The sequence below is a fragment of the Pseudomonas sp. D1-36 genome (genome assembly GCF_051132205.1).
GTDB lineage: Bacteria > Pseudomonadota > Gammaproteobacteria > Pseudomonadales > Pseudomonadaceae > Aquipseudomonas.
This window is the reverse complement of record NZ_CP071674.1, coordinates 3,341,400-3,357,794: the sequence shown is the minus strand read 5'-3', so window position 1 is coordinate 3,357,794 and position 16,395 is coordinate 3,341,400. Positions and strand designations below refer to the sequence as shown.

The window sequence follows — 16,395 nt, the reverse complement described above, 5'->3', positions numbered from 1 at the left end:
CGAGGCCCGCAGCGCTCGATTGCTTCGGTCAACAGGCTTCGACGGCTTGGGCCATGCGCTGCAGGAACATCGTCAGCGCAGCTTCTTGGGCACTCAGGCCTTTGCGAACCCGGGGCTTGGGCAGTTCGTGCAGGACGCCGCGCATGAAACCCTCCACAACGGCGGGGTGGATATAGCATTTACGACAGACGGCGGGCGTGTTGCCCAACTGTCGGGCGACCTGCCTGACCATCTCGGCCACGTGCCGCTTGGCCTCGGTTTCGGTTTCCCACTGCAGTGTGCGCAGGCCGTCCAGCGCCGCCGCGCTGCCTGCCCAGGTGCGGTAGTCCTTGGCGGTGAAATCGGCGCCGGTGAGGGTCTTGAGGTAGGCGTTGATATCCGAAGAAGTGATGGCGTGGCGCTCGCCGTTTTCATCCAGGTACTGGAACAGGTTCTGCCCGGGCATTTCCTGGCAGCGCTTGACGATCCGCGCCAGGCGCCGGTCCTTCACGGTGATCTGGTGTTCGATGCCGCTCTTGCCCCGGAACTGGAAAGCGATGGCGCTGCCATTGACCGCGACATGCTTGTTGCGCAGGGTGGTCAGGCCGTAGGAGCGGTTGTCCCGGGCGTATTGCGTATTGCCGACGCGAATAAGGGTGACGTCGAGCAAGGTGATGACCGTCGCCATGACTTTGTCGCGGCTGAAGCCGGGGGTGGCGAGGATCTCTTCCAGGCGTTTGCGCAGCCGGGGCAGTGTGCGGCCGAATTCCAGCATGCGTGAATACTTGTCGGCATCGCGCACTTCGCGCCAGCGCGTGTGATAACGGTACTGCTTGCGCCCACGGGCATCGCGCCCGGTGGCTTGGAGGTGGCCGCGCGGGTCGCAGCAGATCCAGACGTCGGTGTAGGCCGGCGGAACGGCCAGGGAATTGATGCGTTGGATTTCGGCCGCGTCAGTGATGCGCTGGCCCGAAGGGTCGAAATAGCAGAATTTGCCTCGCAGTTTCCTGCGGGTAATGCCCGGCGCAGTGTCATCGACATAGTGCAAGTCGGCCGGGAGTGCATCGGGCAGCGGGGTGTCGGGCATGGTTGATCCTTGGCGATGAATTCAAATGGCCTGTGAACTCATTGACCTCTGCCCGTTGCGGTCGTGCCGAGATTCTCATGTCACTTGGGACGCTTGTGTGCTGGCCCTACAGGCGCGAAGGCTACGCCAACACCGCCACCGCCTTGATCTGCGCCCACACGATCTGTCCGGGATGCAGCTTCAACTGATCGCGCGAATACCGAGTGATCCGCGCCAGCAGCGGTGTGCCGGCGGCCTCCACGCGGATCAGCACATGGGCGGCATTGTCGCCGGCCAGTTCGCTGACGACCGCCACTGGCAGGCGATTGAGGATGCTGGTCTGCCCGTCGTTCGCCAGGCTCAGGCTGACGTCCCGGGCCTGGACCTTGAAGCGCAGCGGCTGCCCGACCGCCAGCGCCGTGTGGGCAACCCGCACGTTCAACTGGCTGTCGGGCAGGGTCAGGGTGAGCAACTGATAGCCCGGGTCGTAGCCGGCGACTTTTCCGTTGATCACCACGCCTGCGTCATCCCCCAACGCCAATGGCAGGTCGAGCCGGGCGAGGGTCTCGCCGATTGGCCCGCTGGCCAAGGCCCGCCCAGCGTCCAGCACCACGATATGATCGGCCAGCCGCGCCACTTCGTCCTGGGAATGGCTGACGTACAGCACCGGGATATCCAGCTCATCGTGGAGCCGTTGCAGGTAAGGCAGGATCTCGTTTTTGCGGCGTGTATCGAGGGCGGCCAGAGGCTCGTCCATCAGCAGCAGGCGCGGGCTGGTCAGCAAGGCGCGGGCGATGCCGACGCGCTGGCGTTCGCCACCGGAAAGGTTGTGAGGTTGCCTGTCGAGGAGATGGCCGATGCCGAGCAGTTCCGTCGCGTGGTTGATGTCCACGCGCCGTTGCGCCGCGGCAACGCGCTTGAGGCCGAACAGAAGATTGTCGCGCACCGACAAGTGATCGAACAGGCTCGCCTCCTGGAAAACATACCCCAGCGCTCGCTTGTGAGGCGGGACGAACACCTCATGCTCACTGTCTTGCCAGACCTCGCCATTGACCTCGACGAAACCCCGCGTCGGTCGGTCCAGCCCGGCCATGCAGCGCAGGCAGGTGGTCTTGCCGGATCCGGACTCGCCGTACAACGCCGTCACCCCACGGCCGGGCAATTGCAGGTCCAGGTCCAGGGAAAAATCGCCACGGTCGAGTTGAAACCTTGCCTCGATCATCGATCAGCTCCAACCGGCGCGAGTTCGGCGGCTAGAGTACAGCGCCAGCAGCACCAGGAAAGAGAACACCAGCATCGCCGCCGCCAGCCAATGGGCCTGGCTGTACTCAAGGGCTTCGACGTGGTCGTAGATTTGCACCGACACCACCCGGGTCTTCTCGGGGATGTTGCCGCCGATCATCAACACCACGCCAAACTCACCCACCGTGTGGGCGAAGCCGAGGATTGCGGCGGTGATGAAACCCGGTCGGGCCAAAGGCAGGATGACGCTGAAAAAGGTATCCCACGGCCCGGCCCGCAGGGTGGCGGCGACTTCCAAAGGACGACTGCCGATAGCGGAAAAGGCGTTTTGTAGCGGCTGCACCACGAAGGGCATTGAGTAGATCACCGAGCCAATCACCAGTCCGGTAAAGCTGAAGGTGAGGGTGCCCAGCCCGAGGGCTTGGGTGAATTGGCCGATCCAGCCGTTGGGTCCCAGCGCCAGCAGCAGATAGAAGCCAATCACGGTAGGCGGCAGTACCAGCGGCAGGGCGACCACCGCACCCACCGGACCGCGAAGCCGCGATTGGGTGCGCGACAGCCACAGGGCGATGGGCGTGCCGATGAAAAGCAGGATCACCGTGGTCAGCGACGCCAGTTTCAGGGTCAGCCAGATGGCGGCGTAATCGGCGTCGGTCAGTGGCATCAGCGTTGGTAACCGTAGGCCTGGATGATGGCGGCGGCTTTCGGGCCCTTCAGATAGCTCATCAATGCCTGGGCGGCGGGGTTGCCCCGTCCCTTTGCCAGGATCACCGCGTCCTGCTTGATCGGATCATGCAGTTCGCCCGGGACAACCCACGCGGAACCGCTTGTCAGCTTGCCGTCCTTGAACACCTGGGACAGGGCCACGAAACCCAGTTCGGCATTGCCAGTGGAAACGAACTGATAGGCCTGGGTGATGTTCTGGCCCTCGACGATCTTGCCCTTGGCCTGATGGGTGAGCCCCAGCTTTTCCAGCACCTGTGTGGCGGCCAGGCCATACGGCGCGGTTTTCGGATTGGCAATGGACAGGTGTTGGAAGGCATTGTCCCGCAGGACTTGCCCCTTGGCGTCGACGTAATCGGTCTTGGCCGACCACAACGCCAACGTACCGATGGCGTAGGTAAAGCGCGAGCCCTGCACGGTGTCGCCTTCGCTGTCCAGCCTCGCCGGCGTGGTGTCGTCGGCAGCCAGGAACACCTCGAATGGCGCGCCGTTCTTGATCTGGGTATAGAACTGCCCGGTCGCGCCGTAGGCGGCAATCAGTTTATGCCCGGTGTCCTTCTCGAAGCTGGCGGCGATGGCCTGGATCGGGGCGGTGAAGTTGGACGCGACGGCGACTTGCACTTCATCGGCTTGGGCGGCGTTGATACAAAAGCAAGTAGCAAGCAGCAGGACGAGCGGGGTCAGGCGCATGGGCAGGGTTCCGTGGAAATGGTTTCGCTATATAGCGGAATATATAGCGAAAGGCTGACAAACGGAACGTGGCTTTTTGTCAGAAGTCAGCGGTGGCAGGGCTGCCGTCATCGCGAGCAAGCTCGCTCCCACAGGATTTCGGGATGAATGCATGATTGATATTCACACTGAACCCCTGTGGGAGCGAGCTTGCTCGCGATAGCGTCCGGTCAAGCGCCGGAGACTGTCAGGCTAGCGCTCAGCCCTTGAACCGAGCCAGAGCCTCCTCAGCCAGGCGCCGCGTCAGCTCGCCACTGGGCAGCTCCCGCCCCAGGGGAAACGCCTGGCCGGCCCAAAGGTTGGCGAAGTCGGCTTCATCCTTCGCGCGAAGGGGCATCAACGCGCCGCCCGCCAGCGGAAATGCTGGCGCCAGTGGGCTCATCGGGCCGACCTCGCGCATCACCCGGTTGACGATCCCTCGGGCCGGCCGACCGGTGAACAGGTTGGTGATTGCAGTCTGGCTTTCCTTGGCCGTGCGCAACGCCCGGTGATGGGAAGGCGTGATCTTCGCTTCCGGGGTAAACAGGTAGGCGCTGCCCAGCTGCACCGCCGACGCACCCAGGGCAAATGCGGCGACGATGCCCCGCGCATCGCCGATACCGCCGGCGGCGATCACCGGCACGGTCACCGCGTCCACGACTTGCGGCAGCAAGGCGAACAGGCCCACCTGAGTATCGAGGTCGTCGCTGAGGAACATCCCTCGATGACCGCCGGCTTCATAACCCATGGCAATGATCGCGTCGCAGCCGTGTCGCTCGAGCCAGATCGCTTCTTCCACGGTGGTGGCCGAAGAGAGGACTTTCGCCCCGGTGGCCTTGACCCGATCGAGCAACGATTTTTCCGGCAGGCCGAAGTGGAAGCTGACCACCTTGGGTCGCATCTTCTCCAACACCCGGCAGGCCGTATCGTCGAACGGCGTGCGATTGGATACGGGCGTCGGCGCGTCGAAATCCACCCCCAGTTCTTCGTAATAAGGCTTGAGGCGCTGTTTCCAGGCCTCGGCCCGTTGTTCGTCGAAAGCGGGCGGCTGATGACTGAAAAAATTGACGTTGAACGGCTTGTCGGTCTGCTCGGCGATGGTCGTCAGTGCCTGGCGCAGTTGCTCCACGTCGAGCATCGCCGCGGGCATCGAGCCCAGTCCGCCGGCATTGCAAGTGGCGACCACCATCGCCGGACCGGTCACCCCGGCCAGCGGCCCCTGGATGATGGGATGCTCGATGCCGAGCAGGTCAAGAATGCGGGTGTCTGGCCACTGACTCATGTTCGGGTGTCTCCGACGGCAGAAGGAAACGGTGTTTTTAGCAGGTGTGACCCGGCCAGGGCCAGTCGAGTTTTTCAATCGCTGCCCGGGTTTGATACCAACGGCGGGATGGGTACCATGGGACACCACTTATCAAGGAGCCGAACCCATGGACGTGAAACTCAAGACCGTCGAACCTTTCACGGTCGCCGGTTTGCAGGTACGCACCCGCAACGCCGAGGAGCAACAGGGCGATACGGCGAAAATCGGCCCGATGTGGCAGCAATTCTTCACCGAAGGGTTGTTCGAGCGAGTTCCGGCGCGGCAGTCGGAGTCGTTCGTCTACGGTGTGTACTCCGGCTACGAGTCCGATGCCACCGGCTACTTCAATGTGACGGCGGGCGTACAGGTCGACGCCACGAGCGCAGGCTACCCCGCCGTGGAAGTCGAAGGCGGGGATTACCTGATGTTCTCGGCCAAGGGCGTAATGCCCGATTGCGTGATCCAGACCTGGGGGCTGATCTGGGCGTACTTCGCCGACAACCCGCAGGCCGTGCGCCGGTTCAGCACCGATTTCGAGGTCTATACCGCACCCGACTCGGTGGCGATCTATATCGGTGTTCAATCCTCGGGCGAGCGTTCCAGCGCCAACAGCTGACGCTTGCGCTCAACGCCCCAGCGGTAGCCCGACAGGTTGCCGTCGCTGCGCACCACTCGATGGCAGGGGATCGCCACGGCGAGGCTATTGGCGCCGCAGGCCTGGGCCACCGCGCGCACCGCTTTGGGCATGCCGATGCGCTGGGCGATTTCGGCATAGCTGGCGGTGCTGCCGGGCGCGATCTCTCGCAGGGCTTGCCAGACCCGTTCCTGGAACGCCGTGCCACGCAAGTCCAGTGGCAGGTCCAGGCCCAGCGCCGGTGCCTCGATGAAGCCCACCACTTGGGCAATCAGTTGCTCGAATTCCCGGTCGGCACCGATGAGGTTGGCGCGGCGGAACTTGTCTTGCAGGTCACGCAGCAGCGCATCCGGGTCGTCCCCCAGCAGGATCGCGCACACGCCACGCTCGCTTTGCGCCACCAGGATCGCTCCCAGGGAACACTGGCCGAGGGCGAAGCGAATATCGGTGTTCAGCCCGGCGGCGCGATACTCGCCAGGTTTCATACCCAGGACTTTGTCGGCGGCTTCATAGAAGCGGCTGTTGGAACCGAAGCCTGCGTCGTAAAGCGCTTCGGTCACCGTTCCGGCGTCGGCCAGGCGTTCGCGCACTTTGCGCGAGCGATGGGCGGCGCCGTAGGCCTTGGGGGTCAGGCCGGTGATCGACTTGAAGACGCGATGAAAATGGAAGGGACTCAGGCCGGCGCTTTGTGCCAGTTCAGTCAAGCCTGGCAGTTGCTCGGCCGCCTCGATCTGCCGGCAGGCCGCCGCCACCCGCGCCGCTTGTTGCGCGGCGATCTGGGTCTGGTCCCTGGCCATCCGTTTGCTGGGACGATAACCGGCTGCCTGGGCCTGTTCCGGCGTGTCGAAGAATTCGACATTGCGCGGGTTGGGCAGGCGCGACAGGCTGCTGGGGTGGCAATAGATGCCGGTGGTCTTCACGCCGTAGACAAAGGTGCCATCGGCGCGCGGATCCCGGGCGAGTACGGCGGCCCAGCGAGGGTCCTGATCAGGGGCGAGCGTACTTGAAGTGCTGTTCATGGTCGTGATTCCTTTGGCCCGTTTTGGCTAGATTACTGAGCCATCCAGGTGACGACACTCCGGGTCTTGCGGTTGAATTCTGCATTGTTATCCGGCCATGCGGAACGTCATGTTGATGCGTTGGGCGCCCAGACGTGTATGTTGTCCCGGCTTGAGCGGCAGCACGCCGTGGTAGCGCAACCGATCCACGCCGCCCCAGATTGCGATGTCGCCATGAAACAACGGAATGCGCTGGCTTTTGTCGCTGCGCTCGAATCCACCAAACTGGAATGTCGCCGGCAGGCCAAGGGAAAGCGAGACGACGGGGGCCGTCAGGGAGCGCTCGTTCTTGTCCTGGTGCAGCGACATCCGCGCGCCGGGCACGTAGCGGTTGATCAGGCAGGCATCGGGCTCGAAGTGCTCGAAGCCCGCTTGCCGGGCGGCGGCCTGGGCCAGCTCGCGAAACACTGACGGCATGGCGGGCCAGGGATCGCCTGTCTGTGGATCATGGGCGGTGTAGCGATAGCCGCTGCGGTCGGTGGTCCAGCCGAGTGCGCCGCAACTGGTCAGGGCCACCGACATGGTAAAGCCACCGGGCGTGACCATCTGCCGGAACGGTGCGGCCTGCAAGACTGTTGCCAGCGCTGGCAACAAACGGTCGAGCCAGGGCAGGGCAAACCCGCGTAGCACGAAGGATTGCTGGCCGATCTGTTCGACCTGGCCAGGCGTGGTGGGCGCCTGGTCGGCGAACAGGTCGAGAGTGACGGGGGTGTCGTCATTGCGCATCATGAAAAATGATCCCGAGTGTATGCCGGCGACCGCTGTGTACACGGCTGACGCCATGGCGCAAGTTAACCCGATAATACCCGCGAACGCCTTTGACCGGCCGCTGGTGTACGGCGAACACCACGGCGTCGCCTTGTTTCAAGTCGATGACTTGGGGGCGTGACTGCATGCGCGGGCGTTGCTCGGTGAGGACGAACTCGCCCCCGGTAAAGTCGTCTCCCGGTTCCGACAGCAGGATGGCTACCTGTAACGGGAACACCTGTTCGCCATAAAGGTCCTGGTGCAGGCAGTTGTAATCCTGCGGGCCGTATTGGAGGAGCAACGGTGTGGGACGCTGCTGCCCGGCGGCATGGCAACGGCGGATGAAATCCGTGTGCTTATCGGGGTATCGCGTTTCCAGGCCCATGCAATCGTTCCAGCGATTAGCCACTGGGACCAGCATCGGATAGAGCGACTGGCGCAATTGCTGGACGATCTCAGGCAGCGGATAAGCGAAATACTGGTACTCACCGCGCCCGAATCCGTGGCGCCCCATTATTACCCGCGAACGAAAAACCCCGGCGTCCTCATACAAACCGCTCAACTGCCGGCATTGTACGGTCGGCAGCAGGTTGCGAATGATCGCGCAGCCGTCCTCATCGAGGCTATCCACCATGGTGGGCCAATCGAGGTGGGGGAGGTGTTGGGTCAATAGAGGCGTTGAGGACATGATTGCAATCCTGGATAAAAGGACTGTTCAGCCTGAAGAGTGCAGCGCTGCCGGGCACTCCGATTCTTGCGATGTGAAGCGCTTTTTGTAGAAAGGGAGCAAGCTCCCTCACCACAAAAAGCCAGCTGGCAGGCTTCAGAGTGCCTTGCTGACCTTGAGATCGGTGATCTGATCATCGGTCTCGCCATGCAACTTTTGCAGCGCGACCAGCGCTTCTTCCTCGGTGCCGGTCTGCAGTTGCGCGAACTCGAAGCGGCGCTCGCCGTTGAGTTTGTACTTGATAACGTATTTGGTTGTCTGGGCCACGGTTTTACCTATCTTGGACGGGGGGCTCAACTCAGCTTCGAACTGGAGCGCCGGATGATCTTGATCTTGTGGGTCAGGGTCGGCTTGCGGGTAACGCTGATGGCGCGACGGTTGACGGTGTCGATGGTGATATTCCAGAAGCCCGTGCTGGGGGCCGTGATCCTGGCCGGGAACGTGTCGAACGCGCCGCCGTGATAGGTGTGGCGGCCACCATTCTTGAAGCTACGGAAATTGGCGTCGTTCATCAAACGGATGTTGCACATTTGGGAGCATTCGATCACGACGATATCGTCTTCGTTGAGGTGCTCGCGCTGGTGGATGAATTTCATGGGCGCCTCCAGAAGGGCATTTCTTGCAAATCAGGACAGTAAGATGAAGCAATGATAATGGAGCGCAGTTTATCAGCACCGCGGGTTAATATCCGGCCCCTGTCCTGGGTGTCATTCATTTATCAGGCGGTGGCGAATAAAAAATGAGAGGACGTTGGAGAAAATCGACGTTTGCATTGTCGGAGGGTCTTTATTGGAGGATTCATATGAAGCGCAGCGTGTGGGTATTGGCCTTGGCCTTGGGTGGATGTGCATCGGTATCGGACATCAACCAGACGCCGCCCACCATGAGCGTCATCTCCGGCAAGAAACCTCATGAATACGCCAAGTGCGTTGCCGACAAGCTTCTGGAGAGCCGTGGCCCGCTGCAAATGGAGCCACATAAGAATGGCGTGCGGGTGATCGTCCCCGGCAAGCTGTCGGCGCTACCGGCCGCGGTGTTCGACATCGACGAACGCTCCAGCGGCTCCAGCATCAAGCTGCACGAAAGCCTCTCCAACGTACCGGTGCGCCCGGGCGACGTTCAGGATGCGGCCAACGCTTGTATTTCCGGTTAAGCAGGGCCCGTCCTTTATTTACAGACGACCACCACGCTGCGGCTGGTGAAGTTGCCCACGTCCACACCGAGGGTCTTTTCGCTGTCGTTGGCCTGTGGCGTGCCATCCGTGCCGACGATGCGGTAGCCCGTACCGGCGCAGGAAGCTTCCGCTTTCTCGTAACACGTCGCCCAGGAATTGGCTTCGCCTGAACAGTCGATGGCCAAGCCTTGTTCACCGGTATCCAGATAGGTTTTTTCTGCTGAGGCACAGCCTGCCAGGGCCAGAACTGCAAACAGCGCCAGGATTGTCTTCATGGGGGTTGTCATCAGGATGGGGAGGAATGGCGCGAGATTATAGCGAATGGCCATTCCGGTACAGCTAAACCCGCGGCCCCTTCCGAGCACCAGGGCTTCGGCGGGGCCGTCTGTTTATTTCTTGCGGCGAGTATTGCGCGCTGGCGCCTGTTCACGTTCCCGGGGCGCCGGGGCGGAACGTTCGTCCTGAAAGACCGCGGCGACTTCCACCGCCATTGTCTTGGTGGGCAAGGGACCGGCGACCTGCTCGCCGTGGTAGTTGATAATCCACCACTGGCCGTCCTTGTCCTGGCTGACCGAATAACCGTTTGCGTTCTGTGTTGCCGACATCTAGCTGCCTCGTTGGCGGAATCAAGGCGGCCATGATACGCCAAATGCTCGCAAACCGTGCTGATGGGCGTACAGTGAGGACCGCTGGAACCATCGAAGCGAAAGGCGATTGAACTATCCGCCGGTTTATTTCTCTATGATGGCATCGGTTGGCCAGCGCAGGCATTGTAAGGTGCCTGCCGGCTGATTAGACTGCGCCGAAACTTGTACACACCGCCTTTTCAAGGACTTATATGATCAAGAAATGCTTGTTCCCAGCAGCCGGTTACGGTACTCGCTTCCTGCCAGCGACTAAAGCCATGCCCAAAGAAATGCTGCCGGTGGTGAACAAGCCACTGATCCAGTACGGCGTCGAAGAAGCCCTGGATGCGGGCCTGACGGAAATCTCCATCGTCACCGGCCGTGGCAAGCGCGCCCTGGAAGACCATTTCGACATCAGTTACGAGTTGGAAAACCAGATCAAGGGCACCGACAAGGAAAAATACCTGGTCGGCATTCGCAAGTTGCTGGACGAGTGCTCGTTCTCCTACACCCGCCAGACCGAAATGAAAGGTTTGGGCCATGCGATCCTGACCGGCCGCCCGCTGATCGGTGACGAACCGTTCGCCGTGGTTCTGGCGGACGACTTGTGCGTGAACCTGGAAGGCGACGGCGTTTTGACCCAGATGGTCAAGCTGTACAAGCAATTCCGTTGCTCCATCGTGGCGATCCAGGAAGTGGATCCGCAGGAAACCAACAAGTACGGTGTCATCGCCGGTGAAATGATCCGCGAAGACATCTACCGCGTTCACAGCATGGTTGAAAAACCAAAACCTGAAGATGCGCCGTCGAACCTGGCGATCATCGGCCGCTACATCCTGACTCCGGACATCTTCGACCTGATCGAACAGACCGAGCCAGGCAAGGGCGGTGAGATCCAGATCACCGACGCCCTGATGAAACAGGCCCAGAACGGCTGCGTCATGGCCTACAAGTTCAAGGGCAAGCGCTTCGACTGCGGTGGCGCCGAAGGTTACATCGACGCAACCAACTTCTGCTTCGAGAACTTCTACAAGACCGGCAAGGCTTACTGATTCAGCCTGCGTCGCGCCTTGAAAAAACGCCCCGACTGGTTCGGGGCGTTTTTTTTTCTGCAAAAAAACCTTCCGCCAATCATCAATCACACAAACAAAGTCGCTGTTTGCGCTGCAACGCTGCCTCAAGTGAAAACAGCAGGTATGCTGACAACCTGCCGAAGGAGATAGATGATGGCCTACGATTTTGATCTGTATGTGATTGGCGCCGGTTCCGGCGGTGTGCGGGCGGCGAGGTTTGCCGCGGGTTTCGGCGCGAAAGTGGGCGTGGCGGAAAGCCGCTACCTGGGGGGGACCTGCGTCAACGTCGGCTGTGTGCCGAAAAAACTGCTGGTCTACGGCGCGCATTACGCCGAGGATTTCGAACAAGCGTCGGCCTACGGCTGGACGGCGGGCGAGGCGAGTTTCGACTGGGCCACGCTGATCGCCAACAAGGATCGTGAGATCAATCGCCTCAACGGCATCTACCGCAACCTGCTGGTCAACAGCGGTGTGACCTTGCATGAAGGCCACGCCAGGATTACCAGCCCTCATGAAGTCGAGATCAACGGCGAGCGCTACACCGCCAGGCACATCATGATCGCCACCGGCGGCTGGCCGGTGATTCCGGATATTCCCGGGAGCGAGCACGCCATCGGTTCCAACGAAGCGTTTTTTCTCAAGACGCTGCCCAAGCGCATGCTGGTGGTGGGAGGCGGCTACATCGCCGTGGAATTCGCCGGGATCTTCCACGGCATGGGCGCGCAGACATCCTTGCTCTATCGCGGCGACCTGTTCTTGCGCGGTTTTGATGGCGCGGTGCGCAAGCATCTGGCCGAAGAGCTGCAGCGTCGTGGCTTGGACCTGCAATTCAACGCAGACATCCAACGCATCGACAAAGAAGCCGACGGCAGCCTGAAAGTGACGCTCAAGGACGGTCGCACGTTGTCGACCGATTGTGTGTTCTACGCCACCGGCCGCCGGCCGATGCTGGACAATCTTGGGCTGGAGAACACGGGCGTCAAGCTGGACGAGAAAGGCTTCGTGCAGGTCAACGAAAAATACGAGACGGCTGAACCGTCGATCCTGGCCATTGGCGATGTGATCGGCCGTGTGCAGCTCACGCCTGTCGCCCTGGCCGAAGGCATGGCGGTGGCGCGGCGCCTGTTCAAGCCTGAGCAATACCGCCTGGTCGATTATCGAATGATCCCCACGGCGGTGTTCAGCCTGCCGAACATCGGCACGGTAGGTTTGACTGAAGAACAGGCTCGGGAAGCCGGCCATGAGGTGCAGATTTTCGAAAGCCGTTTCCGGCCGATGAAGCTGACCCTCACTGACTGCCAGGAACGCACCCTGATGAAATTGGTGGTCGATGCCAAGACCGATAAGGTCCTGGGCTGCCACATGGTCGGGCCGGACGCCGGTGAAATTATCCAAGGGCTGGCGATTGCCCTCAAGGCCGGTGCTACCAAGCGCGATTTCGATGAAACCATCGGCGTGCATCCAACCGCAGCCGAAGAATTCGTCACCATGCGTACGCCTACCGCCTGATCAGGCTTTTCGTCCATGGGGCTGTGATCCGTTGATCCAGCCCCGTGAACTGTCAGGCAGCTGCCACGATCAATTGATCGCCGCCTTCGGCAGCTTCCACAGATTTCTTCTATCTATATAGATTCCTGATAGTCAAAACCAATCATTTGCATGAGCTTTGGCAATGAGCCAACAGCGCAATGAATGGCTAAGATTCACCCCATCAACTTTTCAACCACTGACGGAGAGTCAACGATGCCTATCATCAACAGCCAAGTTAAACCGTTCAAAGCCACCGCTTTCAAAAACGGCGCTTTCGTCGAAGTATCGGACGCCGACCTGAAAGGCAAGTGGTCTGTCGTGTTCTTCTACCCAGCTGACTTCACCTTCGTTTGCCCAACCGAGCTGGAAGACCTGGCCGACAACTACGCCGAGTTCCAGAAGCTGGGCGTCGAAATCTACAGCGTGTCCACCGACACTCATTTTGCCCACGCCGCCTGGCACAACACTTCGCCAGCCATCGGCAAGATCCAGTACACCATGATCGGCGACCCGACCCTGGCCATCTCCCGCAACTTCGACGTGCTGATCGAAGAAGCTGGCCTGGCTGACCGCGGTACTTTCGTGATCAACCCTGAAGGTCAGATCAAGATCGTTGAAATCAACGACGGTGGTGTAGGCCGTGACGCTTCCGAGCTGCTGCGCAAGATCAAGGCAGCCCAGTACGTTGCCGCTCACCCAGGTGAAGTCTGCCCAGCCAAGTGGAAAGAAGGCGAGGCCACCCTGGCTCCGTCCCTGGACCTGGTCGGCAAGATCTAAACCAATGCGTTACCCGAGGGCGATCCGCTCTTAGCCAAGTAAGCCGCTTCGCCCCAAAAAACGCCCGGGCGAGATTCGCCTGGGCGTTGTTTTTTCTGAAATTCAAAAATGGAAATCGCCCGTATGTTGGACGCCAATCTTAAAGCTCAGTTGAAGTCATACCTGGAACGGGTCACCCAGCCGATCGAGATCGTTGCATCCCTCGACGACGGTGCGAAATCCCAGGAAATGCTTGCGTTACTCAAAGACGTTGCCAGTCTTTCCAACCAGATTACCTTGCTCGACAACGGCACCGATGCGCGTAAGCCATCGTTTTCGTTGAACCGTCCGGGAGCCGATATCAGCCTGCGTTTCGCCGGCATTCCCATGGGGCATGAATTCACTTCGCTGGTGCTGGCCCTGCTGCAAGTCGGTGGCCACCCTTCGAAGGCCAGTGTCGAAGTGATCGAACAGATCCGCTCGCTCAAGGGCGATTTCAACTTCGAGACGTATTTTTCGCTGTCGTGCCAGAACTGCCCGGACGTGGTCCAGGCGCTGAACCTGATGGCGGTGCTGAACCCGAACATCAAGCACGTCGCCATCGACGGCGCGCTGTTCCAGGCTGAAGTCGATGAACGCCAGATCATGGCCGTGCCAAGCGTGTATTTGAACGGTGTGAACTTCGGCCAGGGTCGCATGGGCCTGGAAGAGATCCTCGCCAAGATCGACACCAGTGGCATCGAGCGCCAGGCTGAGAAGATCAGCGCCAAGGATGCCTTTGACGTGTTGGTGGTGGGCGGTGGCCCGGCCGGTGCCTCGGCGGCCATCTATGCGGCACGAAAAGGCATCCGTACCGGTGTGGCGGCCGAGCGTTTCGGCGGCCAGGTGCTCGACACCATGGCCATCGAGAACTTCATCTCGGTCCAGGAAACCGAAGGGCCGAAACTGGCTGTCGCCCTGGAAGAACACGTCAAGCAATACGACGTCGACATCATGAACCTGCAACGCGCCGACGCACTGGTGCCAGGCACGGCCGGTGGGCTGCATGAAGTCAAGTTCGCCAGCGGCGCGAGCCTCAAGGCCAAGACCGTGATCCTGGCGACCGGTGCCCGCTGGCGCGAAATGAACGTGCCGGGCGAGCAGCAATACCGCAACAAAGGCGTGGCGTACTGCCCGCATTGTGACGGTCCGCTGTTCAAGGGCAAGCGGGTCGCGGTAATCGGCGGCGGTAACTCCGGCGTCGAAGCGGCCATCGACCTGGCGGGTATCGTGTCCCACGTCACGTTGCTGGAGTTCGATGTGCAATTGCGTGCCGACGCGGTGTTGCAGCGCAAACTGCACAGCCTGCCGAACGTGACGGTGATCACCAACGCCCAGACCACCGAAGTGACGGGTGACGGGCAGAAGGTCAACGGCCTGCGCTACAAGGACCGTCCGAGCGGTGAAGTGCGCGACGTGGCGCTGGAAGGGATCTTCGTGCAGATCGGCCTGTTGCCCAACACCGATTGGCTCAAGGGCACCGTCGAGCTGTCGCCGCGTGGCGAGATCATTGTCGATGCTCGTGGCGAAACGTCGATCCCGGGTGTGTTCGCTGCCGGTGACGTGACCACCGTGCCGTACAAGCAAATCGTGATCGCCGTGGGCGAGGGCGCCAAGGCTTCGCTGAGCGCCTTCGATCACCTGATCCGCACCTCCGCACCGGCCTGATAGCCAGTCGCTGAAAGAACAAAACCCCATGGGCCTTGGCTCATGGGGTTTTTTTGTGACCGCAGAACTTACAACGGTGCAGGCTGGATGATCTCGACCCAATAACCGTCCGGGTCTTTGATGAAGGCCAGGCTTTTCATGCGGCCATCACTCAAGCGTTTCTGGAAGTCACAGCCCAACGCTTCGAAGCGCTCGCAGGCGGCGACCACGTCTGGCACGGAGATGCAGATGTGGCCGAAACCGCGCGGGTCGGTGTTGCCGTTGTGGTAGGTGAACGCCGGATCGTTTTCGGTGCCGTGGTTATGCGTCAGTTCGAGGATGCCGGGGATCGATTTCATCCACTCGGTACGCGCCGCCGCGTCCGCCGGGATCTGGTTCTTGTCGACCAGGGCAAGGAAATACAGGCTGAATTCGGCCTCTGGAAAGTCGCGCTTTTCCACCAGGGAAAAACCCAGCACACGGGTGTAGAAATCAAGGGACTTGGTGATGTCCTTGACCCGCAGCATGGTGTGGTTGAAGACGAACTTGGCCGTTGCGGCATCGGGTTGAGCGGTGACGCCAGGGAAAGTATTGAGTTCTTGCAGGCTCATGGGCCCTCCGAAAAATAAATGGGGCTTGTGCTAGCTTCCTTGCAGGTGCGTCCATGATACGCAAGGGGCGAGGCATCGCCAAACGTGCCTATTGCCTGGTGGTGCGTCGCGCTTCAGACTTCACGATCAGTTCTTGAGTGCAACGCAATGTTTCGACCGCTTTCTTCGCTGTTCGTCCTGTTGTTTGCCGTCGCGTCGAGCGTCGATGTGGGGGCGGCCGAACCACAGGTAACCTGGCCCTCGGGATGGATCATCGAATCGCTGCCCGCCGACGCACCGGCCCCGGCCAAAGGTACCAGTCGGCAGCGCGCCACCAAAAGCGACCCTTCGGGCAATGCCGTGATGGTGATGGAGTTGACCGCGTCGGCTGTCGAGCCCGACCATCAAGTAAACTTGCAAGGCGTGCTGTTGGAAATGAGAAAGTCCATTCAGAAGGATTTTTTCCAAGGTGGCTATCAAAGTGTCTGCAATAAGATTCACGCGTCCGTATTGGGCGGCGTAAGCGCTTTGGAAACCACTTGCACGATCACGCAAAACGGGCGTCATGTATTGTCGCAGACCCTCGTCGCGGCACTTAATGAGGGTAATGCCTACGTGTTGTCCTATGCGGGGCAGGCGCAGGTATTTGTAGAAAGCCAGGATGAAATACAGTCGGTACGAAATAGCCTGAAATTATAAGGCTTTCAGCGTAATACTCTTGGGCCAACACGAAAGTTCGGCCCATAAAAAAGCCCTGGGTGCAGGCCAGGGCT

The 16,395-nt window shown here is 60.7% G+C and carries 20 protein-coding genes; 7 read left to right on the top strand and 13 right to left on the bottom strand.

All coding sequences use genetic code 11. The features are described from left to right. Window positions 1–28 precede the first annotated feature (28 nt). From J3P76_RS14815 to J3P76_RS14795, 5 genes are all read right to left on the bottom strand, one after another. Window positions 29–1,066: a DNA topoisomerase IB gene (locus tag J3P76_RS14815; RefSeq protein WP_434563609.1), complete on the bottom strand. Its 1,038-nt coding sequence runs from the start codon at window positions 1,064–1,066 to the stop codon at window positions 29–31. Between the two features lie 121 nt (window positions 1,067–1,187). Then, complete coding sequence (gene modC, locus J3P76_RS14810) at window positions 1,188–2,267, bottom strand: molybdenum ABC transporter ATP-binding protein (protein ID WP_434610955.1); 1,080 nt, start codon at window positions 2,265–2,267, stop codon at window positions 1,188–1,190. A 3-nt stretch (window positions 2,268–2,270) separates the two neighbouring features. After that, on the bottom strand, window positions 2,271–2,951 hold the full coding sequence (gene modB / locus J3P76_RS14805) for a molybdate ABC transporter permease subunit (protein WP_420767705.1): 681 nt from the start codon (window positions 2,949–2,951) through the stop codon (window positions 2,271–2,273). Continuing rightward, on the bottom strand, window positions 2,951–3,700 hold the full coding sequence (gene modA, locus J3P76_RS14800) for a molybdate ABC transporter substrate-binding protein (protein WP_434610957.1): 750 nt from the start codon (window positions 3,698–3,700) through the stop codon (window positions 2,951–2,953). The genes modB and modA overlap by 1 nt, the downstream gene beginning before the upstream one ends. Window positions 3,701–3,938: 238 nt before the next feature. Next, window positions 3,939–5,000: an NAD(P)H-dependent flavin oxidoreductase gene (locus J3P76_RS14795; protein ID WP_434610959.1), complete on the bottom strand. Its 1,062-nt coding sequence runs from the start codon at window positions 4,998–5,000 to the stop codon at window positions 3,939–3,941. 148 nt (window positions 5,001–5,148) lie between these two features. Between J3P76_RS14795 and J3P76_RS14790 the strand changes: the two genes are divergently transcribed. Further along, window positions 5,149–5,637, top strand: a complete 489-nt coding sequence (locus J3P76_RS14790) for a GyrI-like domain-containing protein (protein WP_434610961.1) — start codon at window positions 5,149–5,151, stop codon at window positions 5,635–5,637. On the opposite strand, the gene ada is transcribed toward J3P76_RS14790, so the two are convergent. From ada to J3P76_RS14765, 5 genes are all read right to left on the bottom strand, one after another. After that, window positions 5,601–6,674, bottom strand: a complete 1,074-nt coding sequence (ada, locus tag J3P76_RS14785) for a bifunctional DNA-binding transcriptional regulator/O6-methylguanine-DNA methyltransferase Ada (RefSeq protein WP_434610964.1) — start codon at window positions 6,672–6,674, stop codon at window positions 5,601–5,603. The two genes, J3P76_RS14790 and ada, sit on opposite strands and share 37 nt — an antisense overlap. An 87-nt stretch (window positions 6,675–6,761) precedes the next feature. Further along, window positions 6,762–7,442 (bottom strand): DNA oxidative demethylase AlkB, encoded by a 681-nt coding sequence (alkB, locus tag J3P76_RS14780; protein ID WP_434610966.1) that lies wholly within the window; start codon window positions 7,440–7,442, stop codon window positions 6,762–6,764. Further along, window positions 7,429–8,148 (bottom strand): 2OG-Fe(II) oxygenase, encoded by a 720-nt coding sequence (locus tag J3P76_RS14775; RefSeq protein WP_434563617.1) that lies wholly within the window; start codon window positions 8,146–8,148, stop codon window positions 7,429–7,431. The genes alkB and J3P76_RS14775 overlap by 14 nt, the downstream gene beginning before the upstream one ends. A gap of 135 nt (window positions 8,149–8,283) precedes the next feature. Next, a complete protein-coding gene (locus J3P76_RS14770) occupies window positions 8,284–8,454 on the bottom strand; it encodes a hypothetical protein (RefSeq protein ID WP_420767712.1) in 171 nt (56 codons plus the stop codon). A gap of 26 nt (window positions 8,455–8,480) precedes the next feature. Further along, a complete protein-coding gene (locus J3P76_RS14765; protein ID WP_003182962.1) occupies window positions 8,481–8,783 on the bottom strand; it encodes a DUF1883 domain-containing protein in 303 nt (100 codons plus the stop codon). 206 nt (window positions 8,784–8,989) lie between these two features. On the opposite strand from J3P76_RS14765, the gene J3P76_RS14760 reads away from it, so the two are divergent. Then, on the top strand, window positions 8,990–9,340 hold the full coding sequence (locus J3P76_RS14760) for a hypothetical protein (protein ID WP_420767713.1): 351 nt from the start codon (window positions 8,990–8,992) through the stop codon (window positions 9,338–9,340). Between the two features lie 14 nt (window positions 9,341–9,354). On the opposite strand, the gene J3P76_RS14755 is transcribed toward J3P76_RS14760, so the two are convergent. Together J3P76_RS14755 and J3P76_RS14750 are read right to left on the bottom strand one after the other, a co-directional pair. Then, window positions 9,355–9,636: a hypothetical protein gene (locus tag J3P76_RS14755; protein ID WP_420767714.1), complete on the bottom strand. Its 282-nt coding sequence runs from the start codon at window positions 9,634–9,636 to the stop codon at window positions 9,355–9,357. Between the two features lie 114 nt (window positions 9,637–9,750). Beyond that, on the bottom strand, window positions 9,751–9,966 hold the full coding sequence (locus J3P76_RS14750) for a hypothetical protein (RefSeq protein ID WP_420767715.1): 216 nt from the start codon (window positions 9,964–9,966) through the stop codon (window positions 9,751–9,753). 233 nt (window positions 9,967–10,199) lie between these two features. On the opposite strand from J3P76_RS14750, the gene galU reads away from it, so the two are divergent. The 4 genes from galU (at window position 10,200) to ahpF (ending at window position 15,053) form a co-directional block, all read left to right on the top strand. Next, window positions 10,200–11,039, top strand: coding sequence for a UTP--glucose-1-phosphate uridylyltransferase GalU (gene galU, locus J3P76_RS14745; RefSeq protein ID WP_039592970.1), 840 nt, complete (start codon window positions 10,200–10,202; stop codon window positions 11,037–11,039). Window positions 11,040–11,213: 174 nt separating this feature from the next. Further along, window positions 11,214–12,569, top strand: coding sequence for a glutathione-disulfide reductase (gene gorA, locus J3P76_RS14740; RefSeq protein ID WP_434676582.1), 1,356 nt, complete (start codon window positions 11,214–11,216; stop codon window positions 12,567–12,569). 234 nt (window positions 12,570–12,803) lie between these two features. Then, complete coding sequence (gene ahpC / locus J3P76_RS14735) at window positions 12,804–13,367, top strand: alkyl hydroperoxide reductase subunit C (protein ID WP_011061677.1); 564 nt, start codon at window positions 12,804–12,806, stop codon at window positions 13,365–13,367. A gap of 123 nt (window positions 13,368–13,490) precedes the next feature. Continuing rightward, entirely contained in the window at window positions 13,491–15,053 is a 1,563-nt protein-coding gene (gene ahpF, locus J3P76_RS14730; RefSeq protein ID WP_434610970.1) for an alkyl hydroperoxide reductase subunit F, read from the top strand. A 68-nt stretch (window positions 15,054–15,121) separates the two neighbouring features. Here the strand turns inward: ahpF and gloA are convergent, their stop codons facing one another. After that, a complete protein-coding gene (gene gloA / locus J3P76_RS14725; RefSeq protein WP_420767718.1) occupies window positions 15,122–15,643 on the bottom strand; it encodes a lactoylglutathione lyase in 522 nt (173 codons plus the stop codon). 147 nt (window positions 15,644–15,790) lie between these two features. Between gloA and J3P76_RS14720 the strand changes: the two genes are divergently transcribed. Beyond that, entirely contained in the window at window positions 15,791–16,321 is a 531-nt protein-coding gene (locus J3P76_RS14720; protein ID WP_434610973.1) for a DUF4946 domain-containing protein, read from the top strand. The last annotated feature ends 74 nt before the right edge of the window (window positions 16,322–16,395 follow it).

What these genes read in the sequence shown, in the direction of transcription:
- gloA (WP_420767718.1), bottom strand. Translation starts at nt 15,643, where the DNA reads ATGAGCCTGCAAGAACTCAATACTTTCCCTGGCGTCACCGCTCAACCC.
- J3P76_RS14795 (WP_434610959.1), bottom strand. Translation starts at nt 5,000, where the DNA reads ATGAGTCAGTGGCCAGACACCCGCATTCTTGACCTGCTCGGCATCGAG.
- J3P76_RS14790 (WP_434610961.1), top strand. Translation starts at nt 5,149, where the DNA reads ATGGACGTGAAACTCAAGACCGTCGAACCTTTCACGGTCGCCGGTTTG.
- modB (WP_420767705.1), bottom strand. Translation starts at nt 2,951, where the DNA reads ATGCCACTGACCGACGCCGATTACGCCGCCATCTGGCTGACCCTGAAA.
- modC (WP_434610955.1), bottom strand. Translation starts at nt 2,267, where the DNA reads ATGATCGAGGCAAGGTTTCAACTCGACCGTGGCGATTTTTCCCTGGAC.
- J3P76_RS14775 (WP_434563617.1), bottom strand. Translation starts at nt 8,148, where the DNA reads ATGTCCTCAACGCCTCTATTGACCCAACACCTCCCCCACCTCGATTGG.
- J3P76_RS14720 (WP_434610973.1), top strand. Translation starts at nt 15,791, where the DNA reads ATGTTTCGACCGCTTTCTTCGCTGTTCGTCCTGTTGTTTGCCGTCGCG.
- modA (WP_434610957.1), bottom strand. Translation starts at nt 3,700, where the DNA reads ATGCGCCTGACCCCGCTCGTCCTGCTGCTTGCTACTTGCTTTTGTATC.
- ada (WP_434610964.1), bottom strand. Translation starts at nt 6,674, where the DNA reads ATGAACAGCACTTCAAGTACGCTCGCCCCTGATCAGGACCCTCGCTGG.
- J3P76_RS14750 (WP_420767715.1), bottom strand. Translation starts at nt 9,966, where the DNA reads ATGTCGGCAACACAGAACGCAAACGGTTATTCGGTCAGCCAGGACAAG.
- J3P76_RS14755 (WP_420767714.1), bottom strand. Translation starts at nt 9,636, where the DNA reads ATGAAGACAATCCTGGCGCTGTTTGCAGTTCTGGCCCTGGCAGGCTGT.
- gorA (WP_434676582.1), top strand. Translation starts at nt 11,214, where the DNA reads ATGGCCTACGATTTTGATCTGTATGTGATTGGCGCCGGTTCCGGCGGT.
- galU (WP_039592970.1), top strand. Translation starts at nt 10,200, where the DNA reads ATGATCAAGAAATGCTTGTTCCCAGCAGCCGGTTACGGTACTCGCTTC.
- ahpC (WP_011061677.1), top strand. Translation starts at nt 12,804, where the DNA reads ATGCCTATCATCAACAGCCAAGTTAAACCGTTCAAAGCCACCGCTTTC.
- ahpF (WP_434610970.1), top strand. Translation starts at nt 13,491, where the DNA reads ATGTTGGACGCCAATCTTAAAGCTCAGTTGAAGTCATACCTGGAACGG.
- J3P76_RS14765 (WP_003182962.1), bottom strand. Translation starts at nt 8,783, where the DNA reads ATGAAATTCATCCACCAGCGCGAGCACCTCAACGAAGACGATATCGTC.
- J3P76_RS14760 (WP_420767713.1), top strand. Translation starts at nt 8,990, where the DNA reads ATGAAGCGCAGCGTGTGGGTATTGGCCTTGGCCTTGGGTGGATGTGCA.
- J3P76_RS14815 (WP_434563609.1), bottom strand. Translation starts at nt 1,066, where the DNA reads ATGCCCGACACCCCGCTGCCCGATGCACTCCCGGCCGACTTGCACTAT.
- alkB (WP_434610966.1), bottom strand. Translation starts at nt 7,442, where the DNA reads ATGATGCGCAATGACGACACCCCCGTCACTCTCGACCTGTTCGCCGAC.